The organism is Micromonospora sp. NBRC 110038 (assembly GCF_020884815.1).
GTDB lineage: Bacteria > Actinomycetota > Actinomycetes > Mycobacteriales > Micromonosporaceae > Micromonospora > Micromonospora haikouensis.
Map to the genome: position 1 here is coordinate 248776 of NZ_BBOL01000002.1, position 23230 is coordinate 272005.

At 73.6% G+C, this 23230-nt stretch carries 21 protein-coding genes; 9 read left to right on the top strand and 12 right to left on the bottom strand.

Going from position 1 to position 23230, the window contains the following annotated elements:
- The first annotated feature begins 16 nt into the window (after nt 1–16).
- Nucleotides 17–2635 (top strand): valine--tRNA ligase, encoded by a 2619-nt coding sequence (gene valS / locus LPU61_RS08760; RefSeq protein WP_229404672.1) that lies wholly within the window; start codon nt 17–19, stop codon nt 2633–2635.
- A gap of 12 nt (nt 2636–2647) precedes the next feature.
- On the opposite strand, the gene LPU61_RS08765 is transcribed toward valS, so the two are convergent.
- The 4 genes from LPU61_RS08765 to LPU61_RS08780 form a co-directional block, all read right to left on the bottom strand.
- Nucleotides 2648–3295 (bottom strand): hypothetical protein, encoded by a 648-nt coding sequence (locus LPU61_RS08765; protein WP_229404673.1) that lies wholly within the window; start codon nt 3293–3295, stop codon nt 2648–2650.
- A 125-nt stretch (nt 3296–3420) separates the two neighbouring features.
- Entirely contained in the window at nt 3421–5115 is a 1695-nt protein-coding gene (locus LPU61_RS08770) for a CotH kinase family protein (protein WP_229404674.1), read from the bottom strand.
- The gene (locus tag LPU61_RS08775; RefSeq protein ID WP_036373042.1) at nt 5115–5792 is read right to left on the bottom strand and encodes a DUF4956 domain-containing protein; all 678 of its coding nucleotides are present in this window, start codon (nt 5790–5792) and stop codon (nt 5115–5117) included. The genes LPU61_RS08770 and LPU61_RS08775 overlap by 1 nt, the downstream gene beginning before the upstream one ends.
- Before the next feature lie 13 nt (nt 5793–5805).
- Nucleotides 5806–6720 (bottom strand): polyphosphate polymerase domain-containing protein, encoded by a 915-nt coding sequence (locus LPU61_RS08780; RefSeq protein WP_229404675.1) that lies wholly within the window; start codon nt 6718–6720, stop codon nt 5806–5808.
- Nucleotides 6721–6911: 191 nt separating this feature from the next.
- Between LPU61_RS08780 and LPU61_RS08785 the strand changes: the two genes are divergently transcribed.
- The 4 genes from LPU61_RS08785 (at nt 6912) to galT (ending at nt 11289) form a co-directional block, all read left to right on the top strand.
- Nucleotides 6912–7508, top strand: a complete 597-nt coding sequence (locus tag LPU61_RS08785; RefSeq protein ID WP_229404676.1) for a DM13 domain-containing protein — start codon at nt 6912–6914, stop codon at nt 7506–7508.
- 97 nt (nt 7509–7605) lie between these two features.
- Nucleotides 7606–9135 carry an adenylyl-sulfate kinase gene (gene cysC, locus LPU61_RS08790; protein ID WP_229404677.1) on the top strand — a complete coding sequence of 510 codons (1530 nt, stop codon included), beginning with the start codon at nt 7606–7608 and terminating at the stop codon, nt 9133–9135.
- A gap of 202 nt (nt 9136–9337) precedes the next feature.
- Nucleotides 9338–10207, top strand: a complete 870-nt coding sequence (locus LPU61_RS08795; protein WP_043965718.1) for a DeoR/GlpR family DNA-binding transcription regulator — start codon at nt 9338–9340, stop codon at nt 10205–10207.
- A complete protein-coding gene (gene galT, locus LPU61_RS08800; RefSeq protein ID WP_043965716.1) occupies nt 10204–11289 on the top strand; it encodes a galactose-1-phosphate uridylyltransferase in 1086 nt (361 codons plus the stop codon). Before LPU61_RS08795 ends, galT begins: the two co-directional genes overlap by 4 nt.
- Nucleotides 11290–11586: 297 nt before the next feature.
- Here the strand turns inward: galT and LPU61_RS08805 are convergent, their stop codons facing one another.
- A complete protein-coding gene (locus tag LPU61_RS08805; RefSeq protein WP_043965715.1) occupies nt 11587–12804 on the bottom strand; it encodes an NADP-dependent isocitrate dehydrogenase in 1218 nt (405 codons plus the stop codon).
- Nucleotides 12805–12940: 136 nt separating this feature from the next.
- On the opposite strand from LPU61_RS08805, the gene LPU61_RS08810 reads away from it, so the two are divergent.
- Complete coding sequence (locus tag LPU61_RS08810; RefSeq protein WP_229404678.1) at nt 12941–13738, top strand: MBL fold metallo-hydrolase; 798 nt, start codon at nt 12941–12943, stop codon at nt 13736–13738.
- Between the two features lie 81 nt (nt 13739–13819).
- Here the strand turns inward: LPU61_RS08810 and mdh are convergent, their stop codons facing one another.
- The 4 genes from mdh to purN all read right to left on the bottom strand — a co-directional run bounded on the left by mdh (nt 13820) and on the right by purN (nt 18123).
- Nucleotides 13820–14770, bottom strand: coding sequence for a malate dehydrogenase (gene mdh / locus LPU61_RS08815; protein ID WP_043965712.1), 951 nt, complete (start codon nt 14768–14770; stop codon nt 13820–13822).
- 200 nt (nt 14771–14970) lie between these two features.
- Nucleotides 14971–15831: a bifunctional methylenetetrahydrofolate dehydrogenase/methenyltetrahydrofolate cyclohydrolase gene (locus LPU61_RS08820; protein WP_043965711.1), complete on the bottom strand. Its 861-nt coding sequence runs from the start codon at nt 15829–15831 to the stop codon at nt 14971–14973.
- Nucleotides 15832–15934: 103 nt separating this feature from the next.
- A complete protein-coding gene (gene purH / locus LPU61_RS08825) occupies nt 15935–17506 on the bottom strand; it encodes a bifunctional phosphoribosylaminoimidazolecarboxamide formyltransferase/IMP cyclohydrolase (RefSeq protein WP_229404679.1) in 1572 nt (523 codons plus the stop codon).
- Complete coding sequence (gene purN / locus LPU61_RS08830) at nt 17503–18123, bottom strand: phosphoribosylglycinamide formyltransferase (protein ID WP_229404680.1); 621 nt, start codon at nt 18121–18123, stop codon at nt 17503–17505. The genes purH and purN overlap by 4 nt, the downstream gene beginning before the upstream one ends.
- A 270-nt stretch (nt 18124–18393) precedes the next feature.
- Between purN and LPU61_RS08835 the strand changes: the two genes are divergently transcribed.
- Complete coding sequence (locus LPU61_RS08835; RefSeq protein ID WP_228986539.1) at nt 18394–18648, top strand: CD225/dispanin family protein; 255 nt, start codon at nt 18394–18396, stop codon at nt 18646–18648.
- 29 nt (nt 18649–18677) lie between these two features.
- Nucleotides 18678–19211 carry a DUF4190 domain-containing protein gene (locus tag LPU61_RS08840; protein ID WP_229404681.1) on the top strand — a complete coding sequence of 178 codons (534 nt, stop codon included), beginning with the start codon at nt 18678–18680 and terminating at the stop codon, nt 19209–19211.
- Between the two features lie 84 nt (nt 19212–19295).
- On the opposite strand, the gene LPU61_RS08845 is transcribed toward LPU61_RS08840, so the two are convergent.
- The gene (locus LPU61_RS08845) at nt 19296–20576 is read right to left on the bottom strand and encodes a DUF6350 family protein (RefSeq protein ID WP_043965706.1); all 1281 of its coding nucleotides are present in this window, start codon (nt 20574–20576) and stop codon (nt 19296–19298) included.
- Nucleotides 20577–20735: 159 nt separating this feature from the next.
- Between LPU61_RS08845 and LPU61_RS08850 the strand changes: the two genes are divergently transcribed.
- Complete coding sequence (locus LPU61_RS08850) at nt 20736–20999, top strand: hypothetical protein (protein ID WP_043965704.1); 264 nt, start codon at nt 20736–20738, stop codon at nt 20997–20999.
- Between the two features lie 85 nt (nt 21000–21084).
- On the opposite strand, the gene sucD is transcribed toward LPU61_RS08850, so the two are convergent.
- Nucleotides 21085–21972 (bottom strand): succinate--CoA ligase subunit alpha, encoded by an 888-nt coding sequence (sucD, locus tag LPU61_RS08855; protein ID WP_043965702.1) that lies wholly within the window; start codon nt 21970–21972, stop codon nt 21085–21087.
- A gap of 2 nt (nt 21973–21974) precedes the next feature.
- Nucleotides 21975–23153 (bottom strand): ADP-forming succinate--CoA ligase subunit beta, encoded by a 1179-nt coding sequence (gene sucC / locus LPU61_RS08860; RefSeq protein WP_043965701.1) that lies wholly within the window; start codon nt 23151–23153, stop codon nt 21975–21977.
- Nucleotides 23154–23230 lie beyond the last annotated feature (77 nt).

The window sequence follows — 23230 nt, forward strand, 5'->3', positions numbered from 1 at the left end:
TGCCTACCATCGACCGATGACTGAACCGGGCAGGTCGGCCCGCGCCGGTGTCCCCGAGCGTCCCACGCTCGACGGGATCGAGGACACCTGGGCGCGCCGCTGGCAGGACGACGGCACGTACGCGTTCGACCGCACGAAGACGCGGGCCGACGTGTACTCCATCGACACCCCGCCACCGACCGTGTCGGGCGAGCTGCACATGGGGCACGTCTTCTCCTACACGCACACCGACACCGTCGCCCGGTTCCAGCGGATGCGCGGCCGGACGGTCTTCTACCCGATGGGCTGGGACGACAACGGCCTGCCCACCGAGCGCCGGGTGCAGAACGTCTACGGGGTGCGCTGCGACCCGACGCTGCCGTACGACCCGCAGTGGCAGCCGCCCGCCGCGCCCGTGGACGACGCCGCCCGGAAGAACCCGACCCCGATCTCCCGGCGCAACTTCGTGGAGCTGTGCGGGACGCTGACCGTCGTCGACGAGCAGGCGTTCGAGGCGCTGTGGCGGCGGCTCGGGCTGAGCGTGGACTGGTCGCTGACGTACACGACGATCGGGCGGGCGGCCCGGGTCGCGTCGCAGCGGGCGTTCCTGCGCAACCTGGCCCGGGGCGAGGCGTACCAGGCGGAGGCCCCGACGCTGTGGGACGTCGGCTTCGCCACCGCCGTGGCGCAGGCGGAGCTGGAGGACCGGGAGCGGCCGGGGGCGTACCACCGGCTGCGGTTCGCCGGGCCGGGCGGGCGGGAGGTGCTGATCGACACCACCCGGCCGGAGCTGCTGCCGGCGTGCGTGGCGCTGGTCTGCCACCCCGACGACGAGCGCTACGCCGACCTGGTGGGCGCGGTCGTGCGTACCCCCGTGTTCGGGGTGGCGGTGCCGGTGCGCGCGCACCCGCTGGCGGACCCGGCCAAGGGCACGGGCGTCGCGATGGTGTGCACGTTCGGCGACCTGACCGACGTGACCTGGTGGCGGGAGCTTCAGCTCGACACGCGGGTGGTGATCGGCCGCGACGGCCGGCTGCTGCCGGAGCCGCCGGCCGGGGTGCCGGCGGGGCCGTACGCGGCGCTGGCCGGGCAGACCGTGGCCGGCGCCCGGCGGGCCGTGGTGGGGCTGCTCGCCGACGCGGGCGACCTGGTGGGCGAGCCGCGCCCGGTCGTGCACCCGGTGAAGTTCTACGAGAAGGGCGACCGGCCGCTGGAGATCGTCTCGACCCGGCAGTGGTATCTGCGCAACGGGGGCCGCGACGCCGGCCTGCGCGCGGAGCTGCTGGCCCGGGGCGGGGAGCTGCACTGGGTGCCGGGGCACATGCGCAGCCGCTACGAGCACTGGGTGGGCGGGCTGACCGGTGACTGGCTGGTCAGCCGGCAGCGCTTCTTCGGGGTGCCGGTGCCGGTGTGGTACCGGCTCGACGACACTGGCGAGCCGGACTTCGCCCACCCTCTCACACCGGACGAGTCGGCGCTGCCGGTCGACCCGTCCGGCGAGCCGCCGCCCGGCTACGACGAGTCGCTGCGCGGAGCGCCGGGCGGTTTCGTCGGCGACCCGGACGTGCTGGACACCTGGGCCACGTCGTCGCTGACCCCGCAGATCGTGGGCGGCTGGGAGACCGACCCGGACCTGTTCGGGCGGGTCTTCCCGATGGACCTGCGCCCGCAGGGGCAGGAGATCATCCGCACCTGGCTGTTCGCCACGGTGGCCCGCGCCCATCTCGAACACGGGGTGCTGCCCTGGCGGGATGCGGTGCTGTCCGGCTGGATCCTCGACCCGGACCGCAAGAAGATGGCCAAGTCCAAGGGGAACGTGGTCACCCCGATGGCGCTGCTGGAGCAGTACGGCTCCGACGCGGTCCGCTACTGGGCGGCCAGCGGCCGGCCGGGGATGGACCTGGCGTTCGACCCGGCGCAGATCCGGGTGGGCCGGCGGCTGGCCACCAAGCTGCTCAACGCGTCGCGGTTCGCCCTGGGGCTGGGCGCGGCGGACGCCCTGCGCGCCCCGTACGACAGCTCCAGCTCGGCGCGTCTGACTCCGCGCCGCGACCTGGAGCTGTCGGCGACACAGCCGCTGGACACCGCGATGCTCGCCGAGCTGTCCGGCGTGGTCGCCACCGCCACGTCGGCCTTCGACGCGTACGACCACACGGCCGCCCTGCAGGCGACCGAGTCCTTTTTCTGGCGGTTCTGCGACGACTACATCGAGCTGGTGAAGGAACGCGCCTACGGCACCGGGCCGGGGGCCGACTCGGCGCGGGCGGCGCTGGCCACCGCCCTGTCGGTGCAGCTGCGGCTGTTCGCCCCGGTGCTGCCGTTCGTCACCGAGGAGGTGTGGTCGTGGTGGCGCTACGGTTCGGTGCACCGCGCGCCGTGGCCCACCACGTACGAGGTGGACCGGGCGATCGGGGGCGCGGCCGACGCGGGGCTGCTGCGGCTGGCGTCCGACGCGCTGGGCCAGGTGCGCCGGGCCAAGTCGGAGCGGAAGCTGTCGATGAAGGCGGAGGTGCCGCTGGCCGAGGCGCTCGGCCCGGCCGACCTGCTCGACCGGCTGACGCTGGTCGCCGACGACGTGCGGGCGGCGGGGCGGATCGGCCGGCTGGACCTGCTGCCGGGCCGCACCCCGGAACTGGTGATCGCGTGCGCCGTGTAAGGAGGCCGCCGGTCACCAGCCGCGCAGCATGCGCACGCCGAGCAGGGCGGCGACCACGGCCGGCCCGAGCAGCAGGGTGACCGCCTGGAGCCGGTACGGCATCCGGTGCCGGGCCACCTCGACGGCGTTCCCGCCGACGAGCAGGCCGGCGGCCAGCACGAAGCCGCCCCACCAGTGCGTCTCCCCCGGGTCGACGAGGCGGTGCCGGATCAGCATCAGGGCCACGCCGACCCCCGCGCCGGCCAGGGCGAGCAGGGCGACCGTGCGGTGCAGCCCGCGCGCCAGCGGGTCGGTGGGCCGCCACAGGTAGGTGCCGGCGACCACGAGGCAGGGCAGCATGACCAGGACGGGCCAGCCCTCGCCCATCGTGCCGGTCATCAGCAGCGCGCCGACCGTGAAGACCAGCAGGCCGACGCAGCCGGCGACGTACCCGGCGAAGGCCCGGCCGCCACCGCGCGCCAGCAGCGCCCCGCCGGCCGCGCCGATCAGCGCGCCGGGGATCAGCACGAAGCCCGCCCACCAGTGGAACCGGCCGGCCGTCTGGGCGACCGAGGTGGTCGCCGCCACGGCCGCACCGGCGGCCGCCAGGCTGGTCACCCAGTGCCGGGTGTGCTTCGGGTACGTCCGCCGGGGCGTCGCCCGGCCCGTGTCGGCCACCATGCTCCCAGCCTGCCGGGCGGGGCGGGCGGGAGCCATCCGGCAGGCCCTACCTTCTCCGTTCCGGCGGCCGGGTGGGGAGCCGGCGCGGCGGGTCCGCCGTGCCGGCTCCCCCGGCTCTCCCGGGCTCAGCTCCGGGTGATCACCTCGTTGTTCTTGAGGCTCTCGGTGCGCTGCTGGACGAGGGTGCGCAGCCGCTCGGCGTCGGAGTCCACCGCCGCCGCGTCGACCCCCTCGACGGTCTTCAGCACACCGGTGATCGCGTCGAGCGCCCCGGTCGCCCGGCCGCTGGCGTAGACCTGCTGGTACAGCTCGCGGTACGCGTCCTCGTAGACCTCCTTGAACGCGTCACTGGCCAGGAACCGCTCCTTGAGCTTGTGGCCGGTCATCATGCCGCCGACGCGGCCCCGCTCGGCATTGCCGCCCTCCTGTTCCGTGGCCCCGCCGCCCGGCGGTTGCATGCCCTCGGGAAGGTCCATGCCCTCAGGGAGCTGCATACCCTCGGGAAGCTGCATCCCCTCGGGGAGCTGCATACCCTCCGGTGGCTGCATGCCGCCCCGCATGCCGAAGCCGCCGCTGTCGTGCGGGCCCTGGGAGGCGTTGCCGCTGAAGGTCAGGTTGTGGTCCCAGCTGATCACGCTGAACTTCTTCGTCTCCAGGTCGTACCAGAGGTAGTAGTTCTTTCCCGGCCCGGACATGTCGTCGAAGTTGAGCAGCAGGTTCTGCAGCGCGACGTAGCGGGCGAACGATTCCACGTCGACCCGGTCGGCGAGCTGCGCGTCGAACTCCTCGTCGCTGGCCGAGTTCACCCACTTGATCAGGTTGATCACGGGTTGCAGGTCCTGGCTGCCCTTCATCGTGATCTGCTTGAAGTCGTCGGTGTAGTCGGTCTGGTCGTCGCCCTGGTCGGTGAAGCTGCTGCTGGCCAGGGACTTGTAGAGCACGCCGGTGCCGCCCATCTGGTCGGCGAAGTTCTCGTCCGGGTGCTCGACCAGCAGCCGGGCCGCGGTGGGCCGGTCGTTGACCGTGAACGACGAGTACGCGTACCGCTGGGCGGCCTCGCCGGTGCTGTCGAGCAGGGACAGCGCCAGCGCCTCGTTGAGCACCGTGGAGCCACCGCCCATGCCGGCGACGCGGACGGCCACCTCGCGGTGCCCCTGGTAGCGGCGGCCGTCGACGAACTCGTCGAAGCTGATCAGCCAGGGCAGCGTCTCGGGCTCCTCGGCCTTCAGGCTGGTGCGGGTCATCCCGCCGCCGGGGAACCCGCCACCGGCCTGCCGCTGGCCGCCCTGCTGGCCGGTCTGGCCCGGCTGGCCGCCCTGCCGCTGGCCGGCGTCGGCGGGGCGCTCGCCGCCGCCGGGCATCCCGCCGGCCGGGCCGGCGCCGGTGCCGCGCGGCCTGGACTCGCCCTTCCAGGTCAGGCTCTGCAGGGTCGAGTTGCCCTTGAGCCGGATGCCGACGCTGGGGAGGGTGGTGCCGTCGACGGTCAGGTCCGCCTCGACGTACCCCTTCTCCCCCTCCTTCCAGTAGGTCTCCAGCATCTGCTGGTAGTCCGTGTCCTTGAAGGTCAGCGAGATCGAGTGGGCGACGGTCGCGTCGAACAGGTCCGTCGTGCCGGCGATGTTCACGGTGACCGTGTCCGATCCGACGTCGCCGGCGCTGGTCACGTACGGGCGGATCCGCTCGGTGCCGAGCACCAGGGTGAGGACGGCGAGGAACGCCGTGCAGGTGGTGAGCAGTTTCCAGTTCTGCCGCACCCGGACGGGCAGCCGGCGGCGCAGCGCCCGGGGTAGCGGGGACCTGGCCCGGGGTGGCTCGGCCATCACAGGTCCGTCTGGTCGTAGCCGGTGAGCACGGTCACCCGCTGGCCGGAGGTCCGCTCGCTGAGCGCCGAGATCAGGTCGCCCGGCTCGGTGCCCTTCTTGAGCCGGACGGTGTACATCAGCTCGGTGAGCGCGCCGGCCCGGATCGACTCCAGGCTGACCAGCTCGAACTCGGTGGTGTAGCGGACCAGCACGTCCTGGATCTCGGCGGTGTGGTTGCCGCCGGCCGGGAGCTGGACCTTGACCACCTGCCGCTGCACGTTCAGCGCGAACCAGTTGAACCGGTACATCACCACGATGATCAGGCTGATCGCGATGGCGGCGGCGATCGCCAGGGTGTAGAACCGGGTGCCGCAGGCCATCCCGACGCCCATCACCAGGAAGATGAACCCGACGTCCCGGGTCTCCTTGATGGCGTTGCGGAACCGTACCACCGACAGCGCCCCGACCAGGGCGAACGCCCGCGCGATGTTGGAGCCCACCACCAGCATGATCAGCGAGATCAGCATGCCGAGGATGATCAGCGTCTGGACGTACGACTGGCTGTAGGACACGTTGCGGTGGGTGGCCCGGTAGACCCAGCCGATCATGGCGCTGAGCAGGAACGACAGCGACAGCGCGATGGCGATGTCGCCCACGCTGAACGTGCCGGACAGGTCCTGGAACGTGATGTCCATCGGGGTTCGGGCCTCACTTCTCGAAGGTGGCCGCCGCCAGATCGGCGGCGGGGTCGGTGTCCTGGACGTGGAAGACCGAGCGCGGGGCGCGGCCGAACGCCTCGACGCTCTGGCAGTACTTGGAGACCCGCACCACCGAAAGCTCGGCGCGGGCGGCGAGATCGGTGAGCCAGTACGGCACCCGCTCGTTGGCCTTGATCTCGACGACGGAGAGCCGGGCCGGCACGATGAGCCGGTTCTCGGCGTCCGCGCCGAGGTGGAAGTCGCGGTCCCGGCCCCGGACCCGGTGGTCGAGGGTGACCCGCAGGCCGAGGTCGGAGTCCTGGCCGACGAACGCCTCGCGGTGGTAGCCGGTCATCGCCACCGGCCGCAGGTCGAGCCCGGAGACGAGTTCGAGGACCTCCTCGACGAACCCCCGCTGGGACGGGTCGTGCTCGATCAACGCCCGCTCGTCGCAGAGCCGCCGGGCCTCCCGGTAGGGCAGGGCGATGCGGCGCTTCTGGGTGACCCGGTTGACCCGCTGCTTGATCTCGACGTACACGGTGGTGTCGTCGTCGATGGTGGACCGGTCGCCGTAGTGGCGCACGCGCAGCTTGCGGCGGAACCTGAGCCCCTCGATCTTCTCCCAGTAGAACCGCAGGTCGGCGGTGTCGTAGTAGACGCTCCACACGCCGTACCCGCTGTTGCCGCCGTTGCTGTCCGTGGCCAGCCGGGCGGCCAGCTCCCGCCGCAGCGCCGCCACCTTCGTGGTCTCCACGAGATACTTGATCTCGTACCGGTTGAAGGCGTGCAGCTTGCTCGGCGCGCGCAGCGCGTGCCCCGCGTGGTCCCGGCCGGTCGTCGGGGGCCCCGCTTCCGGAGCCGGATCGCCACGGTGGTCAGCAGCCGGGTCTGGGGGCCGGGCTCGGCGGTTGAACCGTAGACGCATGAACGCACTTCCTCCGGTCTGGATGGCACGGATCGGTCAGAGGGCAGCCAACCGGTCGGGCATGCGAACGGCGTATGAACGACCTGTGGATGGGCTATGGACGGCAGGTGACGGGCGGCCCGACGCGCCGGTAAGGCTTCCGTAACCGGCGCGACGGTGCCGCCGGGCGCGGGCCGGGCGAGACTGGACGCATGATCGCCCGCCTGCTGCACAAGCCGCTGACCTGGATCGCGGTCGCCGTGGTCGTCGCCGGGGCCGCCGCCGGCCTGGCCTGGTTCCAGCCCTGGAAGCTGGTCACCGACACCGAGGTCGACGAGACGCTGTCGGCCGTGGCGGCCACCACCGCCCCGGCCGCGCCGGGTCCCGCCGGCACGCCCGCGACCGGCCCCGGTTCCGCCGGCAGCCCGGCCGCCGCGCCCACCCCGGCCGGGCCGACGCTGGTGAGCCGGGGCGACTTCGTCACCCACGAGCACGACACGTCGGGCAGCGCCCGGATCGTCCGGACCCCCGACGGGCGGCACCGCCTGGAACTCGTCGGGCTGGACACCAGCAACGGGCCGGACCTCCGGGTCTGGCTCACCGATCAGCCGGTGCGCGAGGGGGTGGCCGGCTGGCGGGTCTTCGACGACGGTCGTCGGGTGGAGTTGGGCCGGCTGAAGGGAAACCGGGGCGACCAGGCGTACGACATCCCGGCGGGCACCGACCTGACGGCCCTGACCAGCGTCTCGATCTGGTGCAAGCGGTTCTCGGTCTCGTTCGGCGCGGCCCCGCTGCGGGCCGCCGCCTGATCCGTGGCGGGGATCAACCCCTAGTGATGGGAATGGCACTCTCGACCGATCGGCGACGGGCTGAGAAACTGTGAGCCGGCCAGAGAGTGGGGGTGCGATGAGCAACGGGTGGGTGCTGCCCGACGAGGTGCTTCGGGACGCGCCGGCGTACACGCCGCGGCCCGGGGAACTGGCCGATCTCGAGTTGCTGCTCTCCGGGGCGTACGCGCCCCTGACCGGCTTCATGACCCGGGCGGATCTGGCCTCGGTGAGCCGGCGGGGCCGGCTCGCGGACGGGGCGCCGTGGCAGGTGCCGGTGGCCCTCCAGGTGCCGGCGGCGGTCGCCGACGGTCTGGATCCGGCCGATCCGGCCCGCCGGGTGCTGGTGCTGTCCGACGGCGAGGGCGCCCCGGTGGCCTCGCTGGAGGTGACCGATGTGTGGTCGGCCCGCGAGGGCGTCGCCGGGGTGGGCGGCACGGTGCGCCGGCTCGGCGACGGCGGCCACGGCCCGTTCCAGCGGCTGCGCCGCAGCCCGGAGGAGATCCGGGCGCTGCTGCCCCCGGGCCGGGTGCTGGGGGTGCTCGCCGACCGCCCGCTGCACCGCCCGCAGCTCGCGCAGATCGCCCACGCGGCCCGCACGCTGGGCGCGCACCTGCTGGTGATGATCCCGGTCGGCGAGGGGCCGATCAACGGGCTGCCCTCCGAGTCGCTGGTGCGGGCGGTCTTCGCCGCCCGGGACCGGATGCCCCCGGCGACCCTGGTCGCGGTGCCGCTGGCCCGCCGCCGGGACGAGATCAGCGACGCCCTGCTCCAGGCCCGGGTCGCCGCCGCGTACGGGGTGACCCACCTGCTCTCCACCGGCGAGATGCTCTCCGGCGCGGGGCTGCGGGTGCTGGTGCCCCGCGAGCTGGCCTACGACAACCGGGACGGGCAGTGGCGCTGGCGGGAGGACATCCCGCCGCGCAACCGGCGGCTGGCGCTCAGCCAGGCGGAGATCGACGACCTGCTCGACCGGGGCTTCCCGCTGCCGGAGTGGCACACCCCGCCGGCCGTGGCGAAGGAACTGGTGCGGGCCCGGCCGCCCCGGCGGCACCGGGGGCTCGTGGTGTTCCTCACCGGGTTCTCCGGCTCCGGCAAGTCGACCATCGCCCGGGGCCTGGCGGACGTGCTGCGCGAGGGCGGCGACCGCACGGTGACCCTGCTCGACGGCGACGTGGTGCGCCGGGAGCTGTCCGCCGGGCTGACCTTCAGCAAGGCCGACCGGGACCTGAACGTCCGGCGGATCGGCTGGGTGGCGGCCGAGATCGCCCGGCACCGGGGGGTCGGCATCTGCTGCCCGATCGCCCCGTACGCGGCGGCGCGGACCACGGCCCGCGAGATGGCGCACGCGGCCGGGGCCGGTTTCGTGCTGGTGCACGTGGCGACCCCGATCGAGGTGTGCGAGCAGCGTGACCGCAAGGGCCTGTACGCCCGCGCCCGGGCCGGCCTGCTCACGGGCATGACGGGCATCGACGACCCGTACGAGGTCCCCACGGACGCCGACGTCGTGGTCGACACCACCGGGATGTCGATCGACGAGGCGGTGCAGGCGGTGATGCACCACCTGACCGAGACAGGCTGGGTGGAGCCGCGCCTCCAGTCCACCTGACCCGCCGCCTCCCGACCCGTCGCCGCCGCCCGGTCCTCCTCCGTCGAGGGGGCCGGGCGGCGGTGCGTGCGCCGGGCACGTGTCGGTGCCCACCGCCCCCTACGGCTCCGCTTCCGCAACGGCCACCCGCCGCGCTAGTGTTCACCTTTGTTGGAACGCGTGCGACCACGTGAGAAGTGGGCGCGGGAACCGGAGGTGCGGAATGCTGGCGCGGCAACGGCAGGCGGCCATCCTGGAGCGCGTCCGGGCCACCGGCGGCGTCCGGGTGACCGAGCTGGCCGCCGAGTTCGGCGTCTCCGACATGACGATCCGGCGCGACCTGGACACGCTGCACGAGCAGGGCGTGCTGGCCAAGGTGCACGGCGGCGCCACCACGACCGGCCCCGGCTCCACCCACGAGCCGGGCTTCCACGCGAAGTCGGTGCGCCAGCTGCCGGAGAAGGCGGCCATCGCCGCCCGCGCCGCCGAGCTGGTGCGTCCCGGCGCGGCGGTCGCCCTTTCCGCCGGCACCACCACGGCCGAGCTGGCCCGCCGGCTGGTCGACGTGCCGGGGCTGACCGTGGTGACCAATTCTCTGCCGGTCGCCGAGATCCTGCACGCCGGGGACCGCACCGACCAGACCGTGGTGCTCACCGGCGGGGTGCGGACGCCGTCCGACGCGCTGGTCGGGCCCCTCGCGGTCGCGGCGATCCGGTCGCTGCACCTGGACCTGCTCTTCCTCGGCGTGCACGGGATCAGCGAGCGGGCCGGCTTCACCACCCCCAACCTGATGGAGGCCGAGACCGACCGGGCCCTGGTGGCCGCCGCCGACCGGCTGGTCGTGCTCGCGGACCACACCAAGTGGGGCACCGTCGGCATCTCCTCGATCGTCGAGCTGTCCGCCGCCGACGTGCTGGTCACCGACGACCGGCTCGACCCGCAGGCCCGACAGGTGCTCGACGAGCGGGTCGGCGAGCTGGTCCTGGTCGCGGGGGCGGGGACGACGAGCAGATCGGCACCGGGTCGGACGCCGGCCCCGGATCGTGGCCCCGGCCGCGTGGCCGCGCCGACGAGGGAGGGAACGGCGGAGTGAAGCGTACGACGATCGAGCTGGCCGACGGCCGGGAGCTGATCTACTTCGACGAGCGGGACGACGCGGTCCGCGACCAGCCGGACCGGCGCGAGCTTCCGCCGCCGCCGCCCGCGTCCCAGCTGCGGTACGACCCGCTCACCGACGAGTGGGTGGCGGTCGCCGTGCACCGGCAGAGCCGGATCTTCCTCCCCCCGGCCGACCAGTGCCCGCTCTGCCCGTCCCGGGGCGACCGGCTCAGTGAGATCCCGGCCCCGGACTACGACGTGGCCGTCTTCGAGAACCGGTTCCCGTCGCTGAGCCAGCGGATCGCCGAGGAGCCGGCGGAGATCACCCCGTTCACCCCGGTCCGGCCGGGGCAGGGGCGGTGCGAGGTGGTCTGCTTCACCGACGACCACCACGCCTCGTTCGCCGGCCTGCCGCCGGCCCGGGTGCGTACTGTGCTCGACGCCCTCGCCGACCGGACGGCGGCGCTGGCCGAGCTGCCCGGGGTGGAGCAGATCTTCTGCTTCGAGAACCGGGGCGTGGAGATCGGGGTGACCCTGCACCACCCGCACGGCCAGATCTACGCTTACCCGTTCGTCACGCCGCGCACCCGGGCGATGCTCGGCGCGGCCCGCCGCCACGCCGAGTGCACCGGAGGCGGCAACCTCTACGCCGACGTGCTCGCCGCCGAGCGCGCCGCCGGCACGCGCGTGGTGGCGGCCAACGAGCACTGGACGGCGTACGTGCCGGCGGCGGCCCGGTGGCCGTTCGAGGTGCACGTCGCGCCGCACCGGCCGGTGCCGGACATCCCCGCCCTGACCGACGCCGAGCGGGACGCGTTCGGCCCGCTCTACCTGGACCTGCTGCGCCGTTTCGACGCCCTGTTCGACATGCCGATGCCGTACATCGCGGCCTGGCACCAGGCGCCGGTGCGGATCGACCGCGAGCTGGGGCACCTGCACCTGCAGCTGTTCAGCATCCGGCGGGCGACGGACAAGCTGAAGTATCTGGCCGGCTCGGAGTCGGGCATGGGGGTGTTCATCAACGACATCGCCCCGGAGCGCGCCGCCGCCCTGCTGAGAGGAGGGGCCCCTGCTTGACGCTTCCGGTAGTGCAGGGCCCACTTGTCAGGGGCTCGGGGCAGCGCAACAGGGCGCGGGGGGCCCGGGACGGGCCCCCCGCAGGGAAGGGACGGCTGGCTGTGTACGACAGCCGGGGAGGCTGGCTCATCGGCACTCGTGCCGCGCGGCGACCGCGGTCAACCTCCCTGGACGCGACTGGCACCACGTCCATCCTGCACAACGAGCCACCTCACCCGGGGTGACGGCGCGACGGCCGGGGACGCGGCGAAGCCCGCCGGCGCGTGGCCGGCGGGCTTCGGCGGTACGGCGGTGCGATCAGGCGGCGAGCCGACGCGCCAGGTTCTCGTCCAGCGCGTTCATGAACTCGTCGGTGGTCAGCCACGGGGCGTCGCGCGAGATCAGCAGCGCGAGGTCCTTGGTCATCTGGCCACCCTCGACGGTGTCGATGATGACCTGCTCCAGCGTGTTGGCGAACTCGGTGACGGCCGGGGTGCCGTCCAGCTTGCCCCGGTGGGCCAGGCCCCGGGTCCAGGCGTAGATCGAGGCGATCGGGTTGGTCGAGGTCTTCTCGCCCTTCTGGTACTGCCGGTAGTGCCGGGTCACCGTGCCGTGCGCGGCCTCCGCCTCGACGGTGCGGCCGTCCGGGGTCATCAGGACCGAGGTCATCAGGCCCAGCGAGCCGAAGCCCTGCGCCACGGTGTCGGACTGCACGTCACCGTCGTAGTTCTTGCAGGCCCAGACGAAGCCGCCCTCCCACTTGAGCGCGGCGGCCACCATGTCGTCGATGAGCCGGTGCTCGTAGGTGATGCCGGCGGCCTCGAACTCGGCCTTGAACTCGTTCTCGAACACCTCGGCGAAGATGTCCTTGAACCGGCCGTCGTACGCCTTGAGGATGGTGTTCTTCGTCGACAGGTAGACCGGGTAGCCGCGGTCCAGGCCGTAGCGCATGGAGGCGCGGGCGAAGTCGCGGATCGAGTCGTCGAAGTTGTACATGCCCATGGTGACGCCGCCGCCGGGGAAGTTGGCGACCTCCATCTCGACCGGGGCGGAGCCGTCGGCCGGGGTGTAGGTGATGGTCACCGTGCCCGGGCCGGGGACGACGAAGTCGGTGGCCTTGTACTGGTCGCCGTGGGCGTGCCGGCCGATGATGATCGGCTTGGTCCAGCCCGGGACGAGACGCGGCACGTTCGACATGATGATCGGCTCGCGGAAGACGACGCCGCCGAGGATGTTGCGGATGGTGCCGTTCGGCGACCGCCACATCTTCTTGAGGCCGAACTCCTCCACCCGGGCCTCGTCCGGGGTGATGGTGGCGCACTTGACGCCGACGCCGTGCTCCTTGATCGCGTTGGCGGCGTCGATGGTGACCTGGTCGTCGGTGGAGTCGCGGTACTGGATCGAGAGGTCGTAGTAGTGCAGGTCGACGTCGAGGTAGGGCAGGATCAGCTGCTCCCGGATCTGCTTCCAGATGATCCGGGTCATCTCGTCGCCGTCGAGCTCAACGACCGGGTTGTTTACCTTGATCTTCGCCATCGACCGGCGCTCCTCTCGGGGGACACGTGCTCAACAGTACGAGCGTACTGGAAACCGGCTCGCAGTCCCCAGCCGGCCCGCGCTGGCCGGGGAAAACGGGATGCACGGCACAACCGACGGCTGGCACGATCGCCGGATGCCGCCGCGCCGCACCCTCGGGTCTATCACGGTCACCGCCCTGACCGACGGGGAGGGGCCGTTCTTCCAGCCGCGCGAGGAGGCGTTCCCGGCCGCCACGGCCGAGCAGTGGGCCGCCGCCGACCGGCGCGACCCGGCCACGGTCACCGACGACGGCCGCTGGTGGCTGCCGTTCCGCTGCTTCGCCCTGCGCGCCGGGGACGGCCCGGTCACCCTGGTCGACGCCGGCATCGGCCCGGCCGGCGCCCCCGCCGCGAGCTGGGCCCCGGTGCCCGGCCGGCTGCCCGCCGAGCTGGCCGCCGCCGGGATCGACCCGGCCGACGTCCGCACGGTCGTGCTGACCCACCTGCACACCGACCACGTCGGCTGGGCGGTCGTCGGCAACCCCTGGTTCCGCAACGCCGACTACCTCGTCCAGCGCGCCGAGCTGACCGCCCTCGCCTCGCTCAACCCCGGGCTGGAGGCGGGCCTGGTCGCGCCGTTGCGCGCCGCCGGCCAGCTCCGGGTCCTCGACGGCGACACCCCGCTCACCCCGGGGGTACGCGTGCTGAGCACCCCCGGGCACACCCCCGGCCACCAGTCGGTGCTGGTGGACTCCGGCGACGAGCGGCTGCTGGTCACGGGCGACCTGCTGGTGCACGCGGTCCAGCTCGTCGACCCCGACCTGGCGTACGCCCACGAGGAGCAGCCGGGGACGGCGCGCGCCTCGCGGGTGGCGCTGCTGCGCGACCTGGCCGCGCGGGGCCCGGCGGCCCTGGCCACCCCGCACCTGGGCGAGCCGTTCGTGGCGCTCTGAGCGCCGACGGCCGCTCGGACGGGCGGCGGAAACGGCGAAGGGGCGGGCCCGGCGTCGGCCGGCCCGCCCCTTCCGCGTGGCTCACATGCTGGCGACGTCGGCCTGCTTCGCGCGGACGGCCTCGGCGGCCTCCTTGAGGCTGGCCAGCTCGTCGGCGTCGAGGTCGGTCTCGACGACCCGCTTGACGCCCTCGGCGCCGATCTGGGCCTCGACGCCCAGGTAGACGCCGGAGATGCCGTACTCGCCGTCGACCCAGGCGCAGACCGGCATGACCTCGCCGGAGTCCTCCGCCACGGCCTTGGCCATCCGGGCGGCGGCGGCCGACGGGGCGTAGTAGGCCGAGCCGGTCTTCAGCAGCGCGACCACCTCGGCGCCGCCGTTGCGGGTCTTGACGACCAGCTCCTCGATCTGCTCGGCCGGCATGGCCTCGCGCAGCGGCTTGCCGTCGACGGTGCTCTGCGACGGCACCGGGACCATGGTGTCGCCGTGCGAGCCCAGGGTCAGCGTCTTCACCGACCGCACCGGCACGCCGAGCGCCTCGGCGACGAAGTTGGTGAACCGGGCGGTGTCGAGCATGCCGGCCTGGCCGAGCACCCGGTTCTTGGGGAACTGGGTGGCGAGCTGGGCCAGCGCGGTCATCTCGTCGAGCGGGTTCGACACGACGATGACGACGGCGTTCGGGGCGTACTTGGCGACGTTCTCGGAGACCTGACGGACGATCTTGGCGTTCGTCTCCAGCAGGTCCATCCGGCTCATGCCCGGCTTGCGCGGGAGGCCGGCGGTGATCACCACGACGTCCGAGCCCTCGATGGCCTCGTAGCCCTCGCCGTTCGGGCCGGTGGTGACGCCGACGACCTTGGTCTCGAAGCCCTCGACGGCCCGCGACTGGTTGAGGTCCAGGGCCAGGCCGGCGGGCTTGCCCTCCACGATGTCGGTGATCACGACGGTGTCGAAGACGTCGTACTCGGCCAGGCGCTGCGCGGTGGTGGAGCCGTAGAAGCCGGCCCCGACGACAGTGACCTTCTTACCCATGGTCGTCCCACTCCCTGTTACCAGTCGTTTTCCGGACCGTATCAGTCATCCTGGCAGCCCACCGGCCAGGGGCGGCGGCCATCGGCGGGATGGGGCGAACGTCACCGTCGCCGGGTTCGCCCCGGCGACTGCCGGGTCGGGCTCAGCCGCGCCCGGCCCGGCAGGGCGGGACGACCCGGCCGCGCCGGACCGGCGGGGACTCAGCCGCGCTCGGCCCGCTCGACGACGTTGGTCAGCAGCATGGCGCGCGTCATCGGGCCGACGCCGCCGGGCATCGGGACCACCTTGCCGGCCACCTCGGCGACCTCGGGGTCGACGTCGCCGGTGTAGCGGCCCTTGCCGTCCGCCCCGATCACCCGGGTGATGCCGACGTCGACCACCGTCGCGCCGGGGGTGACCATGTCGGCGGTGAGCAGGCCCGGCACCCCGGCCGCGACGATCACGATCTCGGCCGCGCGGGTGTGGCCGGCGAGGTCGAGCGTGCCGGTGTGGCAGAGGGTGACCGTGGCGTTCTCGCTGCGCCGGGTCAGCAGCAGGCCCAGCGGACGGCCGACGGTGTTGCCCCGGCCCACGACGGCGACGTTCGCGCCGCGCAGCGGCACGTCGTGCCGGCGGAGCAGCTCGACGATGCCGCGCGGGGTGCAGGGCAGCGGGCCGTCGTAGCCGAGGACCAGCCGGCCGAGGTTGACCGGGTGCAGGCCGTCGGCGTCCTTGTCGGGGTCGATCATCTCCAGCGCCCGCTGGGTGTCCAGGTGACCGGGCAGCGGAAGCTGGACGATGTAGCCGTGGCAGGCCGGGTCGGCGTTCAGCTCGGCGAGGACGTCGTCGACCTGCTGCTGGGTGGCGTCGGCGGGCAGCTCGCGGCGGATCGAGGCGATCCCCACCTCGGCGCAGTCGCGGTGCTTGCCGTTGACGTACGCCTGGGAGCCCGGATCGGCCCCGACCAGGACCGTGCCCAGCCCGGGCACGACGCCCCGCTCCGCCAGTGCCTTCACCCGCGCCCGCAGCTCGTCCTTGATCTCCGCCGCGGTCGCCTTGCCGTCCAGGATCGTCGCCGTCACGCCCAGATCGTCTCACGTCCGCCCGCCCCGCTGCCTGCGGACCCGGGGCGGGTCGGTCGAGGCAGCGGGGCCGGGCGGGCAGCGGGACGGCGGCGCGGTGCGGTCAGTGGAAGAAGTGGCGGGTGCCGGTGAGGTAGAGCGTGACGCCGGCCTCCTTGCAGGCGGTGGCGACCTCCTCGTCCCGGATCGAGCCACCCGGCTGGACGATCGCCTTCACCCCGGCCGCGATGAGGACCTTCGGGCCGTCGGCGAACGGGAAGAACGCGTCCGAGGCGCAGACCGAGCCGGCCGCCCGGTCGGCGCCGGCCCGGGTGACCGCGAGCTGCGCCGAGTCGACCCGGTTGACCTGGCCCATGCCGACGCCGACGGTCGCCCCGTCCTTCGCCAGCAGGATCGCGTTGCTCTTCACCGCGCGTACCGCCCGCCAGGCGAACGCCAGGTCGCGCAGGGTGGCCTCGTCGGCCGCCTCGCCGGTGGCGAGCCGCCAGTTGGCCGGGTCGTCGCCCTCGGCGTCGATGGCGTCGCGCGTCTGCACCAGCATCCCGCCGGTGACCTGCCGCCACTCCGCCGGCAGCGGGGCGTACGCCGGGGCGCGCAGCAGCCGCAGGTTCTTCTTCGCCCGCAGCAGCTCCAGCGCGTCCTCGTCGAAGCCCGGCGCCACCAGCACCTCGGTGAACACGTCGGCGACCTGCCGGGCCAGCTCGGCGGTCACCGGCCGGTTCACGGCGATCACCCCGCCGTACGCCGACACCGGGTCGCAGGCGTGCGCCTTGCGGTGGGCGTCGGCGACGTCGGCCCCGACGGCGATCCCGCACGGGTTGGCGTGCTTGATGATCGCCACGGCCGGCTGCTCGGCGAAGTCGTTCGCCGCCCGCCACGCGGCGTCCGCGTCGACGTAGTTGTTGTAGGACATCTCCTTGCCGTGCAGCTGCTCCGCCTGCGCCAGGCCGGCGGGGCTGGCCGGGTCGGCGTAGAGGGCGGCGGCCTGGTGCGGGTTCTCGCCGTAGCGCAGCACCGCCGAGCGGCGCAGCGACAGCCCGGCGAACTCCGGCCACCCGGCGGCGTCGGGGGCGAGCGTGGTCGCGCACCACTGCGCCACGGCCACGTCGTACTCGGCGATGGCGGCGAACGCGCGGGCCGCCAGCACCCGGCGCTGGGCCAGGGTGAACCCGCCCGCGCCGAGGGCGGCCACCAGCTCCGGGTACGCGGCCGGGTCGGTGACCACCGCGACGGACGCGTGGTTCTTGGCGGCGGCGCGCACCATCGCCGGCCCGCCGATGTCGATCTGCTCCACGCACTCCTCGACGTCGGCGCCGGAGGCGACCGTGTCCTGGAACGGGTAGAGGTTCGACACCAGCAGGTCGATGCCGGCGATGCCGTGCTCGTCGAGCTGGGCGGCGTGCGCGGGCTTGCGCAGGTCGGCCAGGAGCCCGCCGTGGATCAGCGGGTGCAGGGTCTTGACCCGGCCGTCGAGGATCTCGGGGAAGCCGGTCACCGACTCCACCGGGGTCACCGGCACCCCGGCGGCGGCGACGGTCGACGCGGTGCTGCCGGTCGAGACGATCTCCACGCCGGCCGCGTGCAGGGCCTGGGCCAACTCGACCAGGCCGCTCTTGTCGTAGACGCTGACCAGCGCCCGCCGGATCGGGCGGCGCTCGTCCTGACTGGAACTCACGGGACCGTGACCTTTCTTCCGGTGATCGTCCAACCTTCGCGGACCAGCCGACCGACCTGCTCGACGAGCTGACGCCGCTCGGCGGACTTGATGCGCTCGGTGAGCGTCTCCTCGTCGTCGTCGTCGCACACGGGGACGGCGACCTGGGCCACGATCGGCCCGGTGTCCATGCCGGCGTCGACGAAGAAGAGGGTGGCCCCGGTGATCTTCACGCCGTAGGCGAGGGCGTCGCGGGGGCCGTGGATGCCGGGGAACGCCGGCAGCAGCGTGTTGTGGGTGTTGAGGTAGCGGTCGCCGAAGGCGGCGAGGAACTCCGGGCCGACCAGCTTGAGGAAGCCGGCGGAGACCACCAGGTCGGGGCGGTGCGCGGCGACCTGCCTGGTCAGCGCGGCGTCCCAGTCCGCCCGGGTCGGGTGGTCCTTCACCCGCTCGACGAAGGTCGGCACCCCGGCGGCGGCGGCCCGGTCCAGGCCCGCGATCCCGTCGCGGTCCGCGCCCACGGCGACGACCCGGGCACCGTACGCGGGGTCGGCGGCGGCGTCGAGCAGCGCCTGGAGGTTGCTCCCGGAGCCGGAGACGAGGACGACGATGCGGGCGACGGACGCGGGCTCGGTCACGCGGCCACCCTATCGGGCAGGTCGGGGCCGTCCTCGGGTGGGCGGCCAGGTCGGGGCCGCACCGCTACGCGCGGGGCGTCAGGCCCGGGCCGAAATCGGTGACGCTTCCTGTCGCCCGGACCCTGTACGCTGCCGGTCGCTCGGTGCCCGGCGCAGGCCGGGTCCCGCACCTGTCAGTGACGCGACACGCGCGGTGTGTCGACGGAATGAGGAGCACCCAGGATGCAGCCCGGTTACCAGTCCCCCCAACCGCAACAGATCAATAACAACATGACGATGTCCATCGTGGCCATCTTCCTCTTCTGGCCGCTGGCCATCCCCGCCATCATCAACGCGTCGAAGGTCAACCCGCTGATCCAGCAGGGTGACTACGCGGGGGCGCAGGCGGCGGCGGCCGAGTCGAAGAAGTGGTCCAAGTGGGCCCTGATCGTCGGCATCGTCTGGCTCGTGATCGTCCTCGTGTGCTGCGCGCTGGGTGGTCTTGCCGGGATCATGGGTGGAGCCAGCAGCACCAGCAGCTACTGACAGCAGCCCGAAGCAAGGAGCACCGACGCATGCAGCCCGGTCAGGACCCGTACGGCCAGCAGCCCCACGACCCGAACCAGCCGCAGTACCACGACCCGTACGCCCCGCCGCCCCCGGCGCCGTACGGGCAGCAGCCGACATCGGGTCAGCCGTACGGGCAGGACCCGTACGCCCAGCAGCCCCCGGCGCCGTACGGGCAGCCCACCTCTGGCCAGCCGTACGGGCAGGATCCGTACGCCCAGCAGCCGCCCTACGGGGCCGCGCCGGGCTACCCGAACGCCGGCTACCCGCAGCCGCAGGGGCAGAACAACACCCTCGGCCTGGTGTCGATGATCCTCGGCATCGCGTCGATCCCGCTGGTCTGCTGCCTGTACCTGGGCGTCCCGGTCGGCATCGCCGCCGTGGTCACCGGCTACCTGGGCCGGCAGAAGGCGGCGCAGGGGCTGGCCAGCAACGACGGCCAGGCCAAGACCGGCCTGATCTGCGGTGCGGTCGGCGCCGGGCTCGGCGTCCTGCTGTTCATCCTCGGGATCGTGGGGAACGTGACCCTGCCCACCACCTGAGGCGGGCCGCAGGCCACCTGGTCGCACGACATCGCGAGGGGCGCTCCGGAGTTTCCCGGGGCGCCCCTCGCTGCGTCCGACGCGTCAGGAGGGGGGCCTTCCCTTCCCGCGCAGCGCCCGGGTGGCGGCGGCGCCGAGCAGGGCACCGACCGCGATCACGGCGGTGGCCACCCCGGCCACCTGCCAGCCGACCGGGCCGATCTCGGCCAGCCGGCCGCCGCCGAGCGGGCCGCCGGAGACCGCCGCGAGCGCGCCGAGCAGCAGCCCGGCGACCGGGCCGGCCAACGCCGCCGGGGCGAGCAGCGCCGGCCAGGCCACCTCGGCGCGGTCCTCGGCGGCGATCCGCAGCAGCCGGCGGGCGAGCAGCCACCCGGCGGCCATACCGGCCAGGACGGGCACGGCGAGCAGGCCCGCACCGTAGCCGTCGACGGGCCCGCTGGGCAGCCCCGCCAGCAGCGGCACGGCCGGCAGCGCGCCGACGGAGACCTCGCTGGTGCGGACGGCGGTGTCGACGCCGACGGCGAACCCGGGGCCGAGCAGGTAGCTGGCCGACCAGATCGTCGCGTTCGGCGCGTAGGCGAGGCTGACCAGGGTGATCCCGGCCTGCCCGGCCACCCCGGTGCGGTAGGCGCCGATCATGTCGGCGGCGTCGCCGCCCCCGGTGGCCACCGCGAGCCCCGCTGCTCCGGCCCCCGCGCCGAGCAGCAGCAGCCCGGCGACGAGGCCGGTGCGCACCCCGTCCCGGAGCTGCGTGGGGGCCCGGGCGGCGAGCAGGCGGGCCACGGCGGTGGTCCGCAGCGCCCCGGCCAGGGCCGCGAGCGTGCCGACGAGGGCGAACGTCGCCCCGGCGCGGGCCGGGGCGGCACCGGCGGGCACGGCGGCGAGCGCGCCGAGCAGCGCGTACCCGATGCCGACCGCGCCGGCGGCGGTGAGCGCCTGGCGCGGGGAGCGCCCGCCCCGCGCCCCGATGGCCCGGCTGGCGTGCACCCCGGCGCGGGTGAGCCGCCAGACGGCCAGCGCGGTCAGCGCGAGCGGGGTCAGGCCGAACGGCCCGGCGTCGGTGGTGAGCGGGACGCCGTGGCCGAGCAGCCAGCCGGCGAGCCCGGCGCGCAGCGCGCCGGTGACGGAGCCGGCGTCCTCGGTGAGCTGGGCGAGCCCGAGCACGAGGGCGACCGGCAGGTAGGAGGTGAGCGCGGCCCAGGCGGCGGCGACCCCGGCGGCCACCGCGAGCGGGGCCCGGCCGCGGGGGGACTCCCCGGGCCGGGGCGCGGGCCCCCGGGGGCCCGGGACGCGGCCGGCGGGCCGGGCGTCGGCGCCGACCCTGGCGGCCGGACGGCGGGGCTGGTCAGGGGTGACGGAGGACATCGGCTCTACTCTGGCACGTCGCGCCGTCGCGGGCAGTCCGATACCGCCCCCGACCGGCCGCAAGTTCGGTGATCCACCGACCTGGCACCCCCGATCCGGTCTAGCCTCGGCCCCAGGACGCGAATTCCTGTCGCGGCCGCGGACCGCTCGGAGGAAGCCGTGAATGCTCCGTATCCACCGCCCCCTGCGCAGGCCGGGGGCCGGGACCGCACCACGCTGTGGGGCGTGCTCGGCATCATCCTGGGCCTGCTCTGCTGCGGCATCCTGGGGATCATCTTCGGGTACCTGTCGATCCGGGACGCCAAGCGGTACGGCCAGTCCCCGGTGCTGGGTTACCTCGCCATCGCGTTCGGCGTGATCAACATCATCGGCAGCGCGATCCTGCGGGCGAGCGGCAACTACCCGTTCTGGAACAACAACTGACCCGTCACCGCGCGACGATCGGGCGCCGTGACGACGCGAGGGGGCCGACCGGCTCGGTCGACCCCCTCGGCGCGTCTCGCTGCGGTCAGCCGGCGGACATGATCTCCCGCATGAGCTTGGCGGTCTCGGTCGGGGTCTTGCCGACCTTCACGCCGACGGCCTCCAGCGCCTCCTTCTTCGCCTCGGCGGTGCCCGCCGAGCCGGAGATGATCGCGCCGGCGTGGCCCATGGTCTTGCCGGGGGGCGCGGTGAAGCCGGCGATGTAGCCGACCACCGGCTTGGTGACGTTGGACTTGATGAACTCGGCGGCCCGCTCCTCGGCGTCGCCGCCGATCTCGCCGATCATCACGATGGCGTCGGTGTCCGGGTCGGCCTCGAACGCGGCCAGGGCGTCGATGTGGGTGGTCCCGATGATCGGGTCACCGCCGATGCCGACGCAGGTCGAGAAGCCGATGTCGCGCAGCTCGTACATCATCTGGTAGGTCAGGGTGCCGCTCTTGCTGACCAGGCCGATGCGGCCGGAGCCGGTGATGTCGGCCGGGATGATGCCGGCGTTGGACGCGCCCGGCGAGGCGATGCCGGGGCAGTTCGGCCCGATGATCCGGGTGCGCTCGCCCTTGGCCACGTTGTACGCCCAGAAGGCGGCGGTGTCGTGCACCGGCACGCCCTCGGTGATGACCACGGCCAGCGGGATCCCGGCGTCGATCGCCTCGATCACGGCGGCCTTGGTGAACTGCGGCGGGACGAAGATGACCGTCACGTCGGCGCCGGTCTCGGCCATCGCGTCGGCGACGGTCGCGAAGACCGGCAGCGCGGTGCCGTCGAAGTCGACGCTCTGGCCCGCCTTGCGCGGGTTGGTGCCGCCGACGACGTTCGTGCCGGCGGCGAGCATCCGCCGGGTGTGCTTGGACCCCTCGGAGCCGGTCATCCCCTGCACGATGACCTTCGAGTCCTTGGTCAGCCAGATAGCCATTGTCAGACCCCCGCAGCCGCCAGCTCGGCGGCCCGCTCGGCCGCGCCGTCCATGGTGTCGACCCGCTGCACCAGCGGGTTGTTCGCGCCGTCGAGGATCGCCCGGCCGGCCTCTGCGTTGTTGCCGTCCAGCCGGACGACGAGCGGCTTGGTGACCTTCTCGCCGCGCTGCTCCAGCAGGGCCAGCGCCTGCACGATGCCGTTGGCGACCTCGTCGCAGGCGGTGATGCCGCCGAAGACGTTGACGAAGACGCTGCGCACCGACGGGTCGGACAGGACGATCTCCAGCCCGTTGGCCATCACCGCGGCGCTCGCGCCGCCGCCGATGTCGAGGAAGTTGGCCGGCTTGACGTTGCCGTGCCGCTCGCCCGCGTAGGCCACGACGTCGAGGGTGGACATGACCAGGCCCGCGCCGTTGCCGATGATGCCGACCTCGCCGTCGAGCTTGACGTAGTTGAGGTCCTTCTCCTTGGCGGCCTGCTCCAGCGGGTCCACGGCGGCCTGGTCTACGAGCGCCTCGTGGTCCGGGTGCCGGAACGCGGCGTTCTCGTCCAGGGTGACCTTCGCGTCGAGCAGCAGCAGCTTGCCGTCGCCGGTCTTGGCCAGCGGGTTCACCTCGACCAGCGTGGCGTCCTCGGCGACGAACGCCTGCCACAGGCCCACGGCGACCTCGACGACCTGGTCGGCGACGTCGGCCGGGAAACCGGCGGCGGTGACGATCTCGCGGGCCTTCGCCTCGTCGACGCCCTTGACGGCGTCGATCGGGGCCTTGACGACCTTGTCCGGGGTGTCGGCGGCGACCTGCTCGATGTCCATGCCGCCGGCGACGCTGGCGATGCAGAGGAAGGTGCGGTTCGCCCGGTCGAGCAGGTAGGAGAAGTAGTACTCCTCGGCCACGTCCGCCGTCACGGTGATCATGACCTTGTGGACCGTGTGACCCTTGATGTCCATGCCGAGGATGTCGGTGGCGCGGGCCACCGTCTCATCCGTGCCCTCGGCCAGCTTGACGCCGCCGGCCTTGCCACGGCCACCGACCTTCACCTGCGCCTTGACGACCACCCGGCCGCCGAGGCGTTCGGCGATCGCGCGGGCCTCCTCCGGGGTGTTGGCGACGCCGCCGGCCAGCACGGGCAAGCCGTGCCGCTCGAACAGGTCCCGCCCCTGGTACTCGTACAGGTCCACGATTGCGCGTCCCGTCCCGTCTCCGCGGCGCGCCGTCGCGCCGCCACCAGCGTTGTGGAATCAGTTTGACGCCTGTC

Coding starts and splice junctions, on each gene's coding strand:
- mdh (WP_043965712.1), bottom strand. CDS start 14,770: ATGGGTAAGAAGGTCACTGTCGTCGGGGCCGGCTTCTACGGCTCCACC.
- LPU61_RS08765 (WP_229404673.1), bottom strand. CDS start 3,295: ATGGTGGCCGACACGGGCCGGGCGACGCCCCGGCGGACGTACCCGAAG.
- LPU61_RS08805 (WP_043965715.1), bottom strand. CDS start 12,804: ATGGCGAAGATCAAGGTAAACAACCCGGTCGTTGAGCTCGACGGCGAC.
- valS (WP_229404672.1), top strand. CDS start 17: ATGACTGAACCGGGCAGGTCGGCCCGCGCCGGTGTCCCCGAGCGTCCC.
- LPU61_RS08840 (WP_229404681.1), top strand. CDS start 18,678: ATGCAGCCCGGTCAGGACCCGTACGGCCAGCAGCCCCACGACCCGAAC.
- LPU61_RS08795 (WP_043965718.1), top strand. CDS start 9,338: ATGCTGGCGCGGCAACGGCAGGCGGCCATCCTGGAGCGCGTCCGGGCC.
- LPU61_RS08810 (WP_229404678.1), top strand. CDS start 12,941: ATGCCGCCGCGCCGCACCCTCGGGTCTATCACGGTCACCGCCCTGACC.
- cysC (WP_229404677.1), top strand. CDS start 7,606: ATGAGCAACGGGTGGGTGCTGCCCGACGAGGTGCTTCGGGACGCGCCG.
- LPU61_RS08845 (WP_043965706.1), bottom strand. CDS start 20,576: ATGTCCTCCGTCACCCCTGACCAGCCCCGCCGTCCGGCCGCCAGGGTC.
- LPU61_RS08835 (WP_228986539.1), top strand. CDS start 18,394: ATGACGATGTCCATCGTGGCCATCTTCCTCTTCTGGCCGCTGGCCATC.
- sucD (WP_043965702.1), bottom strand. CDS start 21,972: ATGGCTATCTGGCTGACCAAGGACTCGAAGGTCATCGTGCAGGGGATG.
- LPU61_RS08775 (WP_036373042.1), bottom strand. CDS start 5,792: ATGGACATCACGTTCCAGGACCTGTCCGGCACGTTCAGCGTGGGCGAC.
- LPU61_RS08770 (WP_229404674.1), bottom strand. CDS start 5,115: ATGGCCGAGCCACCCCGGGCCAGGTCCCCGCTACCCCGGGCGCTGCGC.
- LPU61_RS08780 (WP_229404675.1), bottom strand. CDS start 6,720: ATGCGTCTACGGTTCAACCGCCGAGCCCGGCCCCCAGACCCGGCTGCT.
- LPU61_RS08785 (WP_229404676.1), top strand. CDS start 6,912: ATGATCGCCCGCCTGCTGCACAAGCCGCTGACCTGGATCGCGGTCGCC.